Source organism: Stella humosa, assembly GCF_006738645.1.
GTDB lineage: Bacteria > Pseudomonadota > Alphaproteobacteria > ATCC43930 > Allostellaceae > Allostella > Allostella humosa.
This window is the reverse complement of sequence record NZ_AP019700.1, coordinates 695,194-710,500: the sequence shown is the minus strand read 5'-3', so window position 1 is coordinate 710,500 and position 15,307 is coordinate 695,194. Positions and strand designations below refer to the sequence as shown.

Annotated in this window: 12 protein-coding genes; 9 read left to right on the top strand and 3 right to left on the bottom strand. The window is 72.7% G+C overall.

Going from position 1 to position 15,307, the window contains the following annotated elements:
• Positions 1–35 precede the first annotated feature (35 nt).
• Together STVA_RS03335 and rnk are read left to right on the top strand one after the other, a co-directional pair.
• Positions 36–1,079 (top strand): hypothetical protein, encoded by a 1,044-nt coding sequence (locus tag STVA_RS03335; RefSeq protein WP_142235632.1) that lies wholly within the window; start codon positions 36–38, stop codon positions 1,077–1,079.
• 196 nt (positions 1,080–1,275) lie between these two features.
• Entirely contained in the window at positions 1,276–1,692 is a 417-nt protein-coding gene (gene rnk, locus STVA_RS03330) for a nucleoside diphosphate kinase regulator (protein WP_123694227.1), read from the top strand.
• Between the two features lie 7 nt (positions 1,693–1,699).
• On the opposite strand, the gene STVA_RS03325 is transcribed toward rnk, so the two are convergent.
• Together STVA_RS03325 and STVA_RS03320 are read right to left on the bottom strand one after the other, a co-directional pair.
• Complete coding sequence (locus STVA_RS03325; protein ID WP_197735779.1) at positions 1,700–2,473, bottom strand: polysaccharide deacetylase family protein; 774 nt, start codon at positions 2,471–2,473, stop codon at positions 1,700–1,702.
• Positions 2,473–4,638, bottom strand: coding sequence for a heavy metal translocating P-type ATPase (locus STVA_RS03320; RefSeq protein ID WP_123694229.1), 2,166 nt, complete (start codon positions 4,636–4,638; stop codon positions 2,473–2,475). Before STVA_RS03320 ends, STVA_RS03325 begins: the two co-directional genes overlap by 1 nt.
• A gap of 70 nt (positions 4,639–4,708) precedes the next feature.
• Between STVA_RS03320 and STVA_RS03315 the strand changes: the two genes are divergently transcribed.
• A complete protein-coding gene (locus tag STVA_RS03315; protein ID WP_123694231.1) occupies positions 4,709–5,119 on the top strand; it encodes a MerR family transcriptional regulator in 411 nt (136 codons plus the stop codon).
• Positions 5,120–5,123: 4 nt separating this feature from the next.
• On the opposite strand, the gene STVA_RS03310 is transcribed toward STVA_RS03315, so the two are convergent.
• The gene (locus tag STVA_RS03310) at positions 5,124–6,623 is read right to left on the bottom strand and encodes a hypothetical protein (protein ID WP_142235631.1); all 1,500 of its coding nucleotides are present in this window, start codon (positions 6,621–6,623) and stop codon (positions 5,124–5,126) included.
• Positions 6,624–6,772: 149 nt separating this feature from the next.
• Here STVA_RS03310 and STVA_RS03305 point away from each other — a divergent pair, with 149 nt between their 5' ends.
• From STVA_RS03305 to STVA_RS03280, 6 genes are all read left to right on the top strand, one after another.
• Positions 6,773–7,789: an L-threonylcarbamoyladenylate synthase gene (locus STVA_RS03305; protein ID WP_420822811.1), complete on the top strand. Its 1,017-nt coding sequence runs from the start codon at positions 6,773–6,775 to the stop codon at positions 7,787–7,789.
• A 49-nt stretch (positions 7,790–7,838) separates the two neighbouring features.
• On the top strand, positions 7,839–9,269 hold the full coding sequence (locus STVA_RS03300; RefSeq protein ID WP_123694237.1) for an FAD-binding oxidoreductase: 1,431 nt from the start codon (positions 7,839–7,841) through the stop codon (positions 9,267–9,269).
• Positions 9,270–9,283: 14 nt separating this feature from the next.
• Entirely contained in the window at positions 9,284–11,059 is a 1,776-nt protein-coding gene (locus STVA_RS03295) for an acyl-CoA dehydrogenase (RefSeq protein WP_123694239.1), read from the top strand.
• A 319-nt stretch (positions 11,060–11,378) separates the two neighbouring features.
• Positions 11,379–12,518: an ABC transporter substrate-binding protein gene (locus tag STVA_RS03290; protein WP_123694241.1), complete on the top strand. Its 1,140-nt coding sequence runs from the start codon at positions 11,379–11,381 to the stop codon at positions 12,516–12,518.
• A gap of 52 nt (positions 12,519–12,570) precedes the next feature.
• Positions 12,571–13,446, top strand: coding sequence for a branched-chain amino acid ABC transporter permease (locus STVA_RS03285; protein ID WP_123694243.1), 876 nt, complete (start codon positions 12,571–12,573; stop codon positions 13,444–13,446).
• Positions 13,443–15,242, top strand: a complete 1,800-nt coding sequence (locus STVA_RS03280; protein ID WP_123694245.1) for a branched-chain amino acid ABC transporter ATP-binding protein/permease — start codon at positions 13,443–13,445, stop codon at positions 15,240–15,242. The genes STVA_RS03285 and STVA_RS03280 overlap by 4 nt, the downstream gene beginning before the upstream one ends.
• Positions 15,243–15,307: the final 65 nt, after the last annotated feature.

Sequence of the window (15,307 nt, the reverse complement as noted above, 5' to 3'; positions counted from 1 at the left end):
GCCTCGCCGGGCCAATGCCGCGGGCCCAGGGCAGGATGGCGCAACTGGCCGATTGCTGGCGGCGCGGCGGCCCGGACGCGGTAGCCGACGTCCTGCGGCACAGCCGCGATCTCCGCGGCGCGGAACTGGTGCGGGCGGCGATCGCGCAGATCGCAGGCTTCGACAACGGCCAGCCCCTGCCGCCCGTGCCGGCCGCAGCGCGCGACCGGATGATCCTGCTCGACATCATCATCGCGTTCGGCCAGATCGAGGCGGCCCGGGCCTGCGCACGCGCCTGCTACCCCGACGACGCGTCCTCGCCCAACCCCGTGTTGACCGGGCTGAACCACCTGCAGGCCCTGCTGGGTCATATGCCGGCCCTGCCGGAAGGACAGGCGGACCTGGCCGACGATCCGACCCTGGACGTCCAGATCGTGCCACGCCCCGGCGCCGACCGGCTGCTGCTGGTGTTCACCGGCGGGGCGCACAAGCTGAACGGGCCGCTCGCCGTCGCCCATCGCTGGCTCTGCCGGCTGGGCAGCCACATCGCCTATCTGCGCGATTTCGCCGGGCTCCATTTCCTGGGCGGCATCGGCTCGCTGGGCGCGGGCTATCCCGCCATGATCGACGGCCTGCACGGCATCGCACGGTCGCTGGGCGCACGCCGCATCCTCTGCCTGGGCAGCTCGTCCGGCTCGTACGGGGCGCTCAACTGCGGCCTCGACCTCGGCGCCCGGCGCATTCTCTGCCTGGCCGGGCCGACGGTGCTCGACGGCGCCGTGCCGCTGCTGCTGGAACGCCACCGGCTGCTGGGCCCGGACGCGCCGCCGCTCGACACGGGCGCGCTCGACCTGGCCCGGCGCTATGCCGCCGCCGAACGCCGGCCCAGGGTGCGCATGCTGTTCGGCGCGGACAATGCGGTCGACCGGCGGGAGGCCGAACACCTGGGGCGGGTGCCGGGCGTCGAACTGGTGCCGCTGCGGGGGATCGCCATCCACGGCGTGATGGCGCCGCTGATCGCCGCCGGCGGCTTCGACCCGCATCTTCACTGGCTGATCGGCCCCGGAGCATTGACGCGGGGGCCCCGACGTCCGACATAAGGGCGATGCCGCCCCTCGAAATCCGCCATCTTGCCCGCGCAGGTTCCCTGCTGACGGGCCATGCCGCCCCGGGGCCGGTCGCGTAGCTGTCGCTTGCGCCCCGCAGCGCCGGGGCCGACTTCATTCCATCGCCGTCCAGATTGACCGTCCCAGACCCGGCCGCGCATGTCCCGCGCCCGGGCCAGCGAGGCTTGCCATGACCACCCCCCGCCGCGGCCAGAAGCTACCGCCCATCACCGTCCGGCAGGACGACCACCAGACCCTGAACCGGCTGGCCGACGGCTATGCCGATTCGATGCCGGAGGTGTCGGAGTACCTGATCCGCGAACTCGATCGCGCGCGGGTGGTGAAGGCGACAGCCTTGCCGGCCGATGTCGTCGCCATGGGCTCGAGCGTGCGCTTCCGCGACGACGTGACCCGGCAGGAACGCACCGTGACCCTGGTCTATCCGGGCGAACAGGACATCGAGCAGGGCCGGGTCTCGGTGATGACGCCGATCGGTGCCGCCCTGATCGGCGTCGCCCGCGGGCACTCGATCGCGTGGGAGACGCGGCGCGGCGAAAGCCGGGCGCTGACGGTGCTGGAGGTCGAGCCGGCGGCGGTCGCCGGCTGACCCGCCGCTATCGCCCGCGCGCCGCTGGCTCGTCCAGGCCGACGAATTGGAAGCCGGCTTCCTTGAGGGCAAGGATGCCGGCCGCAATGCCGGCCCCGGTCGGCCAGGCCGGGTGGTTGGCGTGGGCCAGGACGACGTCGCCGTCGCGCGCCTTGCCCAGCCGTTCGGCCGCCTTGTGCGCATCGAGCCGCGTGCCGGCCTCCACGCTCAGGGAATAGCCGGCGATGCGAAAGCCCATCGCCCGGATGGCGGCGATGGTGGCCGGCGTATAGACCGCACCGGCGCCGCGATACCATTGCGGCCGCCGGCCCGTCGCCGCCTCGATCGCGCGGCTGCCGCCCTCGACCTCGGCCCGCACGGCCTCGGGCGAGCCGGCTGCTTTGAGCCCGTAGACCATCGTCGGCCGGTCGATCGCCGGCACGTGGCGGGCCCCGTGGTTCTCGATCGCATAGAGGTCCGGGTGGGCCTTCAGCAGCGCCAGGGCGGCCGGATTGCGGCGGATCCAGATGGCGGTGACGAAGAAGGTGGCGGGGATGCGATTCTCCACCAGCACATCCAGGATACGGCGGTCGGCCCCGCCGTCGCAGGCATCGAAGGTCAGCGCCACCCGCGGCGCGCCCGGCCCGCCGCGTTCCACTGTGAGCCGCGGTTCGATCGGACGCGGTTCGGCCGGACGGGCCTCGGCCTCTGGCGGTGCCGGCTCCGCCCCGGTCGCGACGGCGGCGGCTGGTATCAGTAGTGCCGCCAGCAGACCGGCGGCCAGACGTTTCGGGACGCTCATTAAGACTCGTACTTGAAGCGCAACAGGCGCAGGGCGTTGGCGGTGACCAGCACCGTCGCCCCGGTGTCGGCCAGGATCGCCATCCAGAGCGGCGTCGTCCCGACCAGCGTCGTGACAAGGAACACGCCCTTCAGCCCGATGGCCAGCGTGACGTTCTGCCAGATATTGGCCAGCGTCGCGCGCGACAGCGCGACCAGCTCGGCCGTGCCCGTCACCCGGTCCTTCAGCAGGGCGACGTCGGCCGTCTCCAGCGCCACGTCGGTGCCCCCGCCCATGGCGATCCCGACCGAGGCGGCCGCCAGTGCCGGCGCGTCGTTGATGCCGTCGCCTACCATGGCGATCGGCCCCTCCGCCTTGTAGGCGGCGATGGCCGCCAGCTTCTCGTCCGGCAGCAGCCCGGCCCGGGCCTCCAGGCCGAGCGTGCCGGCGATGGCGGCCGCGGTGCGCGCATTGTCGCCCGTCAGCATGACGGTGTGCACGCCCAGCGCCCTCAGGCGGGACAGGCCTTCGGCGGCGTCCGCGCGCGGCTCGTCGCGCAGCGCCACCAGGCCCAGCAGGCGCCGCCCCTCGCTGACCAGGACGACGGTCTTGCCCTCGCCTTCGAGCGCCAGGACCTGCTGCTGCACGGCCGCGTCCGCCAGCCCTTCCTCGGCCGCATGCCGGGGCGAGCCGACCGAGACGAAGCCCGACATCAGCCGGCTGGTCACCGCCTTGCCCGGCGTGGCGATGGTGCCGCCGAAGGCCCGCGGGATGTCCAGCCCCCGCCGCCCGGCCTCGGCGACGATGGCCAGGCCCAGCGGATGGCTCGATCCGCGCTCGACCGCCGCGGCCTTGGCCAGGACCTCGCCTTCGTCGCCCGCGACCGCCACGACATCGGTCACGCGCGGCCGGCCGACCGTCAGGGTGCCGGTCTTGTCGAAGGCCATCGTCTTCACCCGGCCCAGCGCCTCCAGCGCCGCCCCGCCCTTGATCAGCAAGCCGCGCCGGGCGCCGCGCGCCAGGCCGGACGCGATGGCGGCCGGGGTCGAGATGACGAGCGCGCAGGGGCAGGCGATCAGCAGCAAGGCCAGGCCGCGATAGAGCCAGGTGTACCAGCCGGCGGCGAACAGCAGCGGCGGCACCAGGATCACCAGGGCCGACACGACCATGGCGGCCGGCGTGTACCAGCGGCTGAAGCGGTCGATGAAGCGCGCCGTCGGCGCCTTCGACGACTGCGCCTGCTCGACCATGTGGATGATGCGCGCGATCGTGTTGTCGGCGGCCGTGCGGGTGATGGCGACCTGCAGTTCGCCATTGGCATTCACGCTGCCGGCATAGACCGTGGCGCCCGGCCCCTTGGCGACCGGCACCGACTCGCCCGTGACCGGCGCCTCGTCGACCTCGGAGCTGCCCTCCACGACGGTGCCGTCCGACGGGATGCGGTCGCCCGCGCGCACCAGGACGATGTCGCCGACGGCCAGGTCGGCGACCGGCACGGTCTCGACCACCTCGCCCCGCAGGCGCCGCGCGGTGCGCGGGACGAGGTCGATCAGCGCCTTGATCCCGGCCCGCGCGCGGCCGGCGGCCACCCCCTCCAGCATCTCGCCGACCGAGAACAGGAACACCACCAAAGCCGCCTCGCCCGCCTCGCCCAGCGCGATCGCGCCGACGGCTGCCACCGTCATCAGCGTCTCGATGCTGAAGGGCGTACCGGAGACGGCGCCGGCCAGGGCATGGCGGGCGATCGGCACCATGCCGACCAGGGCGGCCGCCGTGTAGGCCCACCGCGACCATTCGGGCCGGAACCACGATACGGCGAAGGCCAGGGCCAGCAGGATCGCCGTCGCCAGGACCTGCCGGACCTTGGGCGACGACCACCAGGCGCCGTCCATGGGGGCATGGGAATGAGAATGCCCATGATCGTGGCCATGGCCGTCATGGCGGGCATGCGCGTGTCCCGCCGGGCCGGCGGCGACGGGGGTGAAGCCCAGCGAGCGGACCTTGTCGGCGATCCGCTCGGGCGAGGTGCGATCCTGGTCGACCGTGAGCGACAGCGAGCCCAGCGCATAGTTGACGTCGATGTCGCCGACGCCCGGTAGCCGCTTCATCGCGTTCTCGATCTTCACGGCGCAGGAGCCGCAGTCCATCCCTTCGATGCGCAGCGTGAGGGGGGTCGGCTCGGCCATGGTGTCACCTCGAAAAACCCGACGTGATCCACCAGATAGGGCCTGTAGCTACTACAGGGTCAAGGGCACGATGCGACATTTGACGATCGGCGAGTTGGCGCGCGGCGCCGGCACCAAGGTCGAGACGGTCCGCTTCTACGAGAAGATCGGGCTGATCCCGGCGCCGGCGCGCACCGCCGGCAACTATCGCGCCTATGGGCCCCAGCACCTGAACCGCCTCAGCTTCGTGCGCCGCTCACGCGACCTGGGCTTCTCGCTCGACCAGGTGCGCGCGATGCTCGACCTCGCCGACGAGCGCGACCGGTCCTGCGAGGCGATCGACGCGATTGCCCGCGAGCACCTGATCGAGGTCGAGCGCAAGATCGCCGACCTGGAGGCCCTGCGCCGGGAACTGGGCAGCATCGTCAACCAGTGCCATTCGGGCACGGTGGCCGAGTGCCGCATCATCGAGGCCCTGTCGCCACCGCCGGGCGCCGGCTGACGCCCTACCGGCAGATGCCGCGGTCGTCGGCCGCCAATGCCGCCGCCACGTCGATGATCGCGGCACCAAGCGGCGGCGAAGGCGCGCCGGGCCCGGCGAAGTGGAAGCGTGGCAGCAGCCCTTCGCCATGCACCGCCCGCCAGGCGTGCCGCACCATGTGGTCGGCCGCCCATGGCCGGATCGTCGAGGGCAGGCCCAACTCGTCGAACTGCCGCCACGGGGCGCAGCGCCGCAGGGTGCCGGCCGGCACCAGCATGATCGCCCGGCCGGGTGCGAGCGGACCGGCCGCCCGCACCCCGTCCAGGACGATCTGCCATTCGGCCCGCTGCAGGCGCACCAGCGTGCGGTCGATGGCGGGGCCGGAGACGGCGAAGCCATAGACCGCCAGCCCCGCCAGCAGCCCGGCGCCGACGGTCGGTCCCGCCCGGTTGCCCAAACGCTCGGCGATCGCCATCAGGGCCGCGGCGACGACCACCAGCATCGTCATTGCCATCGGCAGGCTGGTGCGCAAGGCGGGCCAGCTTTCCGCGACCACCAGGTTCGGCAGGTAGGCCAGCACCACCAGCCCGGCCTGCGCCGCCAGCGCCAGGGCGGCCGGCCGCAGCCGGCGCTGGCGCAGCAGGGTACCCAGCGCCACCACGGCCATCACCCCGAAGCCGAACTTCGGCACCGGCTCCAGGTTGAAGAGGTTGACGGCCTGGCGCAGGGGCACGCCCAGGAACCAGACGAGCTTGCCCCAGGGATCGATCGCCAGGGCCGCCCGCGCCGAGGGCGGACCGCCCGGCCCCGGTCCATGCATGACCAGCGGCAGGGCCAGATAGAAGAGGGCATAGGCGGCGACCACCGCCACGAAGACGACAGCGGCGGGCACCACCTGGTCGCGCAGCGTGGCAAGCGATGCCGGGCGGCGGGCCAGCGCCACCGCGATGCCGGGAAAGAAGGCCATGGCGCCGGGCTGGTAGAGCGACAGGGCCGCCGCCAGCAGGCAGGCCGCCGCCGCCAGCCGCCCCATGGACGGCCGCTCGTCGGCCGCCGGGACTGCGAACCAGGCAGCGCCCAGGCCGAGTGCCACCGCCGCCAGTGGCCCGATCAGCGTCGCCCAGGCGGCCGCCACCGCAAAGCCCGGCAGGGCCAACATCAGCAGGGCCAGCGCACCTGCCGCCGGCAGCGGCCAGCCATGGCGGCGCGCCAGGGCGAAGAGCTGCGTGGCGATGCCCGCCTCCAGCAGCACGCAGAGCACGCGCACGAAACGCAGGTCGCAGACGTCGCCCACCGGGGCCATGACGATGTTGAGCAGGATGCCGTAGAGCGGCCGGCCGTCGCGCGCGATCCAGGCCAGCAGCGGCCAGTCCGGCAGCGGCCGGTCGGGCTGCGCCAGCACGTAGTCGTCGACGAAGCCGTAGCAGGCGCCGGCCAGCGGCATGTGGACCAGCAGCAGAATGGCTGCGGCCAATCCCAGGAAAGGCAGGGTGAAGGGCACGCGAGACGGCGATGGCACGGCCAAGTCGGATGCTCCTGGGCCCGGGGAATGTGCGGCGGGACCGCGCCGATCGAGACCCACCCCACGCCTCGGCCGCCCTGGCCCGGCAGCAGTGCCGCAGGCCCGCGATTCGGTCAACCGCCCTTGCGGCGGCGGCCGAGAGCGGCCAAACCATGCCAGCCATGCCCGCCCGCGACCATCCGAGCCCCGCCATCATCCAGCGGCCCGATCCCGCCACGATCGCCGAGGGCGCACGCCTGCTGGCCGAGGGCCGCCTCGTCGCCTTCCCGACCGAGACCGTCTATGGCCTGGGCGGGGACGCCTCCAGCGACGCCGCCGTCGCCCGCATCTTCCAGGCCAAGGGCCGGCCGCGCTTCAACCCGCTGATCGCCCATGTCCACGACCTGGCCGCCGCCCGCCGCATCGCGCGACTGGATGCCCGGGCCGAGGCGGTGGCGAAGCGCTTCTGGCCCGGGCCGCTGACCCTGGTGCTGCCGCGCCGGCCCGAGGGCGCGGTGTCGCTGCTGGCGACTGCCGGCCTCGACACGGTGGCCGTGCGCATCCCGGCCCATCCGGTGGCGCTGGCGCTGCTGGAGGCGGCCGGGCGCCCCGTCGCCGGCCCCAGCGCCAACCCGTCCGGCGGCGTCAGCCCGACCACCGCCCGCCACGTCGCCGATGGGCTGGGCCAGGCCGTCGCCATGATCCTCGACGGCGGCGACTGTCGCGTCGGCGTCGAATCGACCGTGCTGGACCTGTCGGGCGAAGCACCCACCCTGCTGCGACCGGGCGGGCTGGCGCGGACGCTGCTGGAAGCGGCACTGGGATGCCACCTGGGCACGGCTGTCCATGGCGACCCGACGCGGCCGACCGCCCCGGGGCAGCTTGCCAGCCACTATGCCCCCGGCCGGCCGGTGCGACTGAACGCGACCGCGGTCGCCGCCGACGAGGCGCTGCTCGCCTTCGGCCCCGAGGTGCCCACGGGTGCCGCCGTCACCCTGCAACTCAGCCGGTCGGGCGACCTGGCGGAGGCCGCGGCCAACCTTTTCGCCCACCTGCGCGCGCTCGACCGCCCCGACCTTCGCGCGATTGCCGTGCAGCCGATCCCCGAGACCGGCCTGGGCGAGGCCATCAACGACCGGCTGCGCCGCGCCGCGGCCCCGCGCGACGACGTACCTGCCACGTTCGACTAGATCGGCCCTTTCCACTAGATTGCCGCGGGCCAATGCCTGGAGAGCCTTGATGACCGTGATGCCGAAGCCGGTTCCGCCCGACGCCCTGGACGCCATCCGCGCCATCGTCGGCCCCAAGGGCTGGATCGACGACCCGTCGGACATGCTGCCGTTCCTGAAGGACGAGCGCGGCCTGTTCGTGGGCAAGGCGCCCGCCGTCGTCCGCCCCGCCTCGACCGAGGAGGTGGCGGCCGTCATGCGCATCTGTGCGGCCAACCAGATCGCCATCGTGCCCCAGGGCGGCAACACCGGCCTCTGCGGCGGTTCCGTGCCATTCGAGGCGGGCGACGCCATCGTCCTGTCGCTCGGCCGGATGAACCGGGTGCGCGCGGTCGATGCCATCAACTACACCATCACCGTCGAGGCCGGCGTCATCCTGGCCGAGGTGCAGGCCGAGGCCGATCGCAACGACCGCCTGTTCCCCCTCAGCCTGGGTGCGGAAGGGAGCTGCCAGATCGGCGGCAACCTGTCGACCAATGCCGGCGGCATCCAGGTGCTGCGCTACGGCAATGCCCGCGACCTGGTGCTGGGGCTGGAGGTGGTGTTGCCCGACGGGCAGGTCTGGAACGGCCTGCGCGGCCTGCGCAAGGACAATACCGGCTACGACCTGAAGCACCTCTTCGTCGGCAGCGAGGGCACGCTCGGCATCATCACCGCGGCCGTCCTGAAGCTCTTTCCCAAGCCGCGCGACATCAAGACGGCCTTCGTCGCCCTGCCCGGCCATCGCGAGGCGCTGGAGCTGTTCGCGCTGGCCCGCGGCGCGTCGGGCGACCAGTTGACCGCCTTCGAGCTGATCCCGCGCATCGGCCTGGAATTCTCGGCCCGGCACGTGCCAGGCGTCGTCGACCCGCTGGAGCGACCCTATTCGCACTATGTGCTGATGGAGATGTCGTCGAGCGTGCCCGACGGCGACATCGGCCAGACCATGGACCGCTTCCTGGAGACGGCGATGGAGCGCGGGCTGGTGCTGGACGGCACGGTCGCCGCCTCGGCCCAGCAGGCAACGCAGCTATGGCGGATCCGCGAGGGCATCGTCGAATCCCAGAAGCACGAGGGCGGCAGCATCAAGCACGACATCGCCGTGCCCGTGTCGCTGGTCGGCGACTTCCTGGACGAGGCGAGCCGCCAGGTGGAGGAGCGGCTGCCCGGCATCCGCGTCGTCGCCTTCGGCCATATCGGCGACGGCAACATCCACTTCAACCTGAGCCAGCCGGTGGGTGCCGACACCAAGGCCTACCTGGCGCGCTGGGCGGAGTTCAACGAGATCGTCCACCGCGTCGTCGCCGGCATGAATGGCAGCATCTCGGCCGAGCACGGCATCGGCCGGCTGAAGCGCGACGTGCTGCCCGACTTCAAGAGCGGCCTCGAGTTGGACCTGATGCGCAAGGTGAAGCGCGCGCTCGACCCGGCCGGGATCATGAACCCGGGCAAGGTGCTCTGAAGGGAGCCTGGCCGATGAACTACACCGCGCCCGTCGCCGACATGCGCTTCGTCCTGCGGCACATCGCGGGGCTCGACCAGGTGGCGCTGCTGCCGGGCGCCGAAGGGGCAGAACCCGACCTGGTGGACCAGATCCTGGACGAGGCGGCGCGGTTTGCCGGCGGCGTGCTGGCGCCCCTGAACCGCTCGGGCGACCAGGAGGGATCGCGGCTGGAAAACGGCGTGGTGCGCACGCCCAAGGGCTTCCGCGACGCCTACCAGACCTTCGTCGAGGCCGGCTGGAACAGCCTGCCCTTCGACCCCGAGCATGGCGGCCAGGGCCTGCCCTGGCTGGTCGGCACCGCGGTCGGCGAGATGTGGGCATCGGCCAACATGGCCTTCTCGCTGTGCCCCCTGCTGACCCAGGGCGCCATCGAGCTGCTGTCGCACCATGCCTCGCCCGAGCAGAAGGCGGCCTACCTGCCCGACATGATCGCCGGCACCTGGACCGGCACCATGAACCTGACCGAGCCCCATGCTGGATCGGACCTGGGCCTGATCCGCAGCCGCGCGGTGCCGCAGGCCGACGGCACCTATCGCATCGCCGGGCAGAAGATCTTCATCACCTGGGGCGACCACGACCTCGCCCAGAACATCATCCACATGGTGCTGGCGCGCACGCCCGACGCGCCCGCCGGCTCGCGCGGGATCTCGCTGTTCATCGTGCCGCGCTACCTGCTGGACGCCGATGGCCGGCCGGGCCCGGCCAACGACGTGCGCACCGTCTCGCTGGAGCACAAGCTGGGCATCCATGCCAGCCCGACCTGCGTCCTGTCCTTTGGCGATGCCGATGGGGGTGCCGTCGGTTTCCGCGTCGGCGAGGAGAATCGCGGGCTCGAATACATGTTCACGATGATGAACAACGCCCGCCTGTCGGTCGGGCTGGAGGGGGTGGCGATCGCCGAGCGCGCCTACCAGCAGGCGCGCGACTATGCGCTTGCCCGGGTGCAGAGCCGCGAGATCGGCGCGTCCGACCCGACGCCCGTCGCCATTGCCCGCCACCCCGACGTGCGCCGCATGCTGCTGTCCATGCGGGCGCGGACCGAGGCGAGCCGGGCGCTGGCCTACACCGTGGCCGCCGCCCTGGACCATGGCTTGCGCCACCCCGACCCGGCCGAGCGCGCCCGCCAGCAGGCCTTCGTCGACCTGATGATCCCGGTCGTGAAGGCCTGGTCGACCGACCTCGGCGTCGAGGTGGCGTCGACCGGCGTCCAGGTGCATGGCGGCGTCGGCTTCGTCGAGGAGACGGGGGCCGCCCAGCATCTGCGCGACGCCCGCATCGCCCCCATCTACGAGGGCACCAACGGCATCCAGGCCAACGACCTGCTGTTCCGCAAGCTGGGCCGCGACGGCGGGGCGGCCGCCGGCACGCTGATCAACCGCATGCGCGCCGACCTGGACTCCAGCACCCAGGACGACATCGCCGCCCCGGTCCGGGCCGGCATCGACACGCTGGAGACGGCGACCGCCTGGATGGTGGCCCATCACCGCAGCGAGCCGCGTCTGGCCGCCGCCGGGGCCGTCCCCTACCTGCAGATACTGGGTACGGTGGCGGGTGGCTGGCTGATGGCCAAGGCCGCCGGTGCGGCAGCGACCGCGCTGGCCGCGGGCGAGGACCCGGCCTTCCACCAGGCCAAGATCGCCACCGCGCGCTTCTATGCCACCCACGAGATGCCGACCGCGGCCGCGCGTCTGGCGACGCTGACCACCGGCGGCGCGGCCGTGACGGATTTCGCGGTCGACTGGCTATAGGTGGAGTGGCACTAGGGAAGTTTGTTCGCCCCGCGGGGGCCGGGGGGAGCGGCTCCGCGGGGCGAGGACTCCGTCTGGGGAGGAGGGTGACGGAGGTCGGTGTGGCCCGGTCGGGGAACCTGGGCCACGATCCCGCTGGGGGCGGGGTATGACGCGAATATTACGCTTTCGGGATTCGCGCGCAGTGACGGCCATCACATCCGATGCAGATGTCGCGGGCCACCTCCCCGCGCGGGTTGACACTGGCCGCACCCGATGCCCACTCTCCCGCCCGCCCGATCTTCCGGCCACCAATCTCCCGCCCGCCCCGAAGTCCGAGATGCGCTGGTTCCATCGCCTGCAGCTAGTTGCGGCCACCCTGCCATTCCTGGCATCGGCGGGGCTGGGGAATGCGCGCGCCCAGGCGACCGCCACCATCCCCGTCCTGGCGCCACTGACCGGCTTCCTGGCGCTCGAAGGGGCAAGCCAGCGCAACGGGGCGCTGCTGGCCTTTGCCCACCACCCCCAGGTCACCATCCGCACCGAGACGGTCGACACCGCGACCTCGCCCGAGGCGGCGGTAAACGCGTTCGCCCGCTCGCTGCGGCTGGCGCCCTTGACGGCCATGGTGGCGCCGATGCTGGGCACGCAGATGCTGGCCCTGTTGCCGGCCGCGGCCGAGGCAGGGGTGCCGCTGGTCACCATCTCCGGCACGGCAGAGATCACCGAGCGCGACAATGCCTGGGTCTTCCGCTTCTTCCCGGGCGACGCCGTGGTGAAGACGGCCCAGGCCCGCTACGCCGTCGAGGAGCTGGGCCGGCGCCGCGTGGCGCTCGTCTACCAGACAACCGCCTATGGCCAGAGCGGCCGCCGCCACCTGGCGGCCGAGTTCGAGCGGCTGGGTGCCGCCATCGTCTTCGAGGACGGGCTGTCGCCGGCGGTGAAGGACATGGCGCCCGTCGTCACCCGCCTGCGCGCCGCCCGGCCCGATGTCCTGGTCCTCCAGCTCCACGCGGAATCGACCGCCCGCATCATCCGCCAGGCGGCCGCCCTCGGCCTCGGCCTGCCGGTCGTCGCCGGCTCGGCGATGCACCAGCCGGCGACGGCGGCCCTGCTGGAGCCGGCCGAGCTGGCCGGCGTCTGCGCCGAGAGCGGGTCGTCGCCGATCTCGGGCGGCAGCCCGGCCATGGAGCAATGGGTGGCGGACTATCGCGCCCGCTTCCAGAGCGAGCCCGACGCCTTCGCGCTCGCCCAGTATGACGGCGTGTCGATGGTGCTGCGGGCGGTGCTGGCCGGCGCCCAGGGTGGCGAGGCGATACGCCAGCGGCTGGCGACCGGCCGCCACGAGGGCCTGGCCATGGCCTATCGCTCCGACGGTCGCGGAAACATGGCGCACGATGCCGTCATCCTCTGCTACGACGGGAAGGATCGCGTGCCGCGAATCACCCGGCGCTATGTCGATGTCTTGAAGAACGGGTAAGCATGCCGGCAAAGACCCTTGCGGAGAGCCGATTCATGGCCCGGCCCCGCCCATGACGGACCTGCTGCAGCTACTGCTGTCGGCGCTCTCGCTCGGCTCCACCTACGCGCTGGTGGCGCTGGGCTTCGTGCTCGTCCTCAACGCGACCAACGCCGTCAACTTCGCCCAGGGCGAACTGGTGGTGGCCGGCGGTTTCCTGGCCGTCGCCCTGTCGCCGATGACCCAGCTTCCGGGGGTGGTCCTGCTGCCGGCGGTCATGCTGGGCACCGGCCTGATCGGGCTGGCGCTGTCGCTGGTCGCATTCCTGCCGCTGCGGCGGCGGCCGCCGACCGCGGTCTTCATCTCGACCATCGCGTTCGGCATCATCGTCCAGAACATGATCCTGGCCCTGTCGGGGCCGGAGCCCGCCACCGCCTCGCCGCTGGTCGCGGCCGGCCAGGCCCGCCTGGGCGAGGCCAGCATCGGCTGGCAGGCGCTGGCGATGATCGCCACGGCGGCCGTCCTGATCGGCCTCCTCCATCTGCTGCTGGAGCGCACCCAGCTTGGCCGGCGCCTGCGCGCGACGGCCCAGGACCCGGAGATCGCCCGGGCGCTCGGCATCCCCGTCATCCCGCTGATCCTGCTGAGCTTCGCGCTGGCGGGCGCGCTGGCGGGCGCGGCCGGGCTGCTCGTCGCCAACCAGTTCTTCGTCACCCCCGCCGACGGCGCCAACTTCATGCTGAAGGCCTATATCGCCGTCGTCATCGGCGGCTGGGGCCGGATCTGGGGGGCCGTGCTGGGTGCCCTGCTGATCGCGCTGTTCGAATCCTTCGTGGCCGCCGCCACCAGCCACCTCGCCGCCGACGCCCTGCTCTATGTGGCGTTGCTGGCCGTCCTGCTGCTGCGACCGACCGGCATCCTGGGCGAAGCCACGGGGCGCCGCGCATGACCCGCGCCATCCTCTGGTTCGCCGGCGGCATCCGCCTGCCGCTCATCTTCGCGGCGGGCGCGCTCGTCGCCTTCATGCTGCCGCTGGAGGGCCCCTACGCGATCCGGCTGCTGACCCAGGTCGCGATCTATGCCCTGCTGGGCATCGGCTATCAGTTCGTCTTCGGCCTGGCCGGCGCCTTCTCCCTGGCCCAGGGCGCCTTCTTCGGCGTCGGCGCCTATGTGGCGGCGCTTGCGACCCTGCAATGGGACTGGACCGGCAGCTTCACCCTGCCGGCCGCCGTCCTGGTGGCGCTGGCCCTGGCGACCGTCGTGGCGGTGCCGGTGCTGCGCCTGTCGACCCACTATTTCGCCCTGGCGACGCTGGGCATCGCCCAGGTGCTGCTGGTGCTGGCGATCGGCTGGATCGACCTGACCGGCGGGTCGAACGGCCTGGCCGGCATCCGCCCGCTGTCCTTCGCCGGTGCCCAGCTCGAGGGCTGGTCGGCCATGGTCGCGGTCTGGTGCATCGCGGCACTGGCCGGGCTTGCCCTCTACCAGATCCGACGCAGCCTGATCGGGCTGGCCTTCAACGTCCTGCGCACCGACCCCTACGCCGCCGTGGCGGCCGGCGTGCGCAGCGAGCGCCTGCGCTTCTGGGCCTTCCTGGCCAGCGCCGGGCTGGCCGGGCTGGCGGGCGCGCTCCAGGTCCACACCATCGGGGTCGTCTCGCCCGAGGTGCTGGACTTCGACATCATGGTGCGCTGCCTCGTCATCTGCGTCGTCGGTGGCGTCGCCCGCACGTCCGGCGCCATCATCGGCGCCTTCCTCGTCGTGCTGGCGCCCGAGCTGTTCCAGGTGCTGGAAGGCTATCGCCTGCTGGCCTTCGGCGCCCTGCTGCTGCTGGCGATCCTGTTCTTCCCCGAAGGCATCGTCGGCGGGCTGGAGGCGTTGCGCGCCCGCTGGTTCGGCCGGCCCCGCTTCACGCAGAAGCTGCCGACACTGCGCGCGCCCGGCCGCTCGCTGCTGGCCACCACCCGCCCTGTGCTCGGGCTGGAGCGGGTGTCGAAGAATTTCGGCGGCGTCGTCGCCATGGAAAGCGTGACCTTGAAGGTCGGCCGGGGCGAGATCTTCGGCCTGATCGGCCCGAACGGGTCCGGCAAGTCGACGCTGGTCGACGTGGTGACCGGGCTGACGCCGGCCGACGAAGGCCGGGTGATCGTGTCGGGCGAGGACATGACGGGCCGCTCGGCGACGCGGCTGGCCCAGCGCGGCGTCGCCCGCACCTTCCAGACGGTCCACCTGCATCCGCAACTGACGGTGCTGGACAATGTCGCCGTCGCCCGCATCGGCGACCTGCCGGGCGGGCTGCTCGGCACGCTGCTGGCGATCGGCGCCGAAGGCCGCCTGCGCCGCGCCCGGGCAGAAGCCGTCGCCATCCTGGATGCGCTGGGCCTGGGCGGCGACGCGCTGCGGCCGGCGGGGTCGCTGCCGCCCGGCGCGCAGCGCCGGCTGGAACTGGCGCGCGCGCTGGCCCGCAACCCCGAGCTGATCCTGCTCGACGAGCCGGCGGCCGGCCTGTCGGAGCCGGAGCAGGCCTACCTGGCCGAGCGCCTGCGCGTGTTCAAGACCCGCGGGCTGGCCATGGTCATCGTCGACCACAATCTGGGCTTCCTGCTGGGGTTGGCCGACCGCGTCGCCTGCCTCGACCAGGGCCGGCTGGTCTCCATCGGCACGCCCGACCAGATCCGCCGCGACCCGGCCGTGATCGCCGCCTATATCGGCCGCAGCGCCCAGCCGCAGGAGGCCGGCCGATGACCGATATCGACCAGGCAGCCCCGCCGGCACCGCCGACCACGCCGGCCCCCAGCCGGCACCGCCGC

What these genes read in the sequence shown, in the direction of transcription:
- STVA_RS03315 (WP_123694231.1), top strand. Translation starts at nt 4,709, where the DNA reads ATGCGACATTTGACGATCGGCGAGTTGGCGCGCGGCGCCGGCACCAAG.
- STVA_RS03325 (WP_197735779.1), bottom strand. Translation starts at nt 2,473, where the DNA reads ATGAGCGTCCCGAAACGTCTGGCCGCCGGTCTGCTGGCGGCACTACTG.
- STVA_RS03285 (WP_123694243.1), top strand. Translation starts at nt 12,571, where the DNA reads ATGACGGACCTGCTGCAGCTACTGCTGTCGGCGCTCTCGCTCGGCTCC.
- STVA_RS03305 (WP_420822811.1), top strand. Translation starts at nt 6,773, where the DNA reads ATGCCAGCCATGCCCGCCCGCGACCATCCGAGCCCCGCCATCATCCAG.
- STVA_RS03300 (WP_123694237.1), top strand. Translation starts at nt 7,839, where the DNA reads ATGACCGTGATGCCGAAGCCGGTTCCGCCCGACGCCCTGGACGCCATC.
- STVA_RS03295 (WP_123694239.1), top strand. Translation starts at nt 9,284, where the DNA reads ATGAACTACACCGCGCCCGTCGCCGACATGCGCTTCGTCCTGCGGCAC.
- STVA_RS03290 (WP_123694241.1), top strand. Translation starts at nt 11,379, where the DNA reads ATGCGCTGGTTCCATCGCCTGCAGCTAGTTGCGGCCACCCTGCCATTC.
- STVA_RS03320 (WP_123694229.1), bottom strand. Translation starts at nt 4,638, where the DNA reads ATGGCCGAGCCGACCCCCCTCACGCTGCGCATCGAAGGGATGGACTGC.
- STVA_RS03335 (WP_142235632.1), top strand. Translation starts at nt 36, where the DNA reads ATGGCGCAACTGGCCGATTGCTGGCGGCGCGGCGGCCCGGACGCGGTA.
- rnk (WP_123694227.1), top strand. Translation starts at nt 1,276, where the DNA reads ATGACCACCCCCCGCCGCGGCCAGAAGCTACCGCCCATCACCGTCCGG.
- STVA_RS03280 (WP_123694245.1), top strand. Translation starts at nt 13,443, where the DNA reads ATGACCCGCGCCATCCTCTGGTTCGCCGGCGGCATCCGCCTGCCGCTC.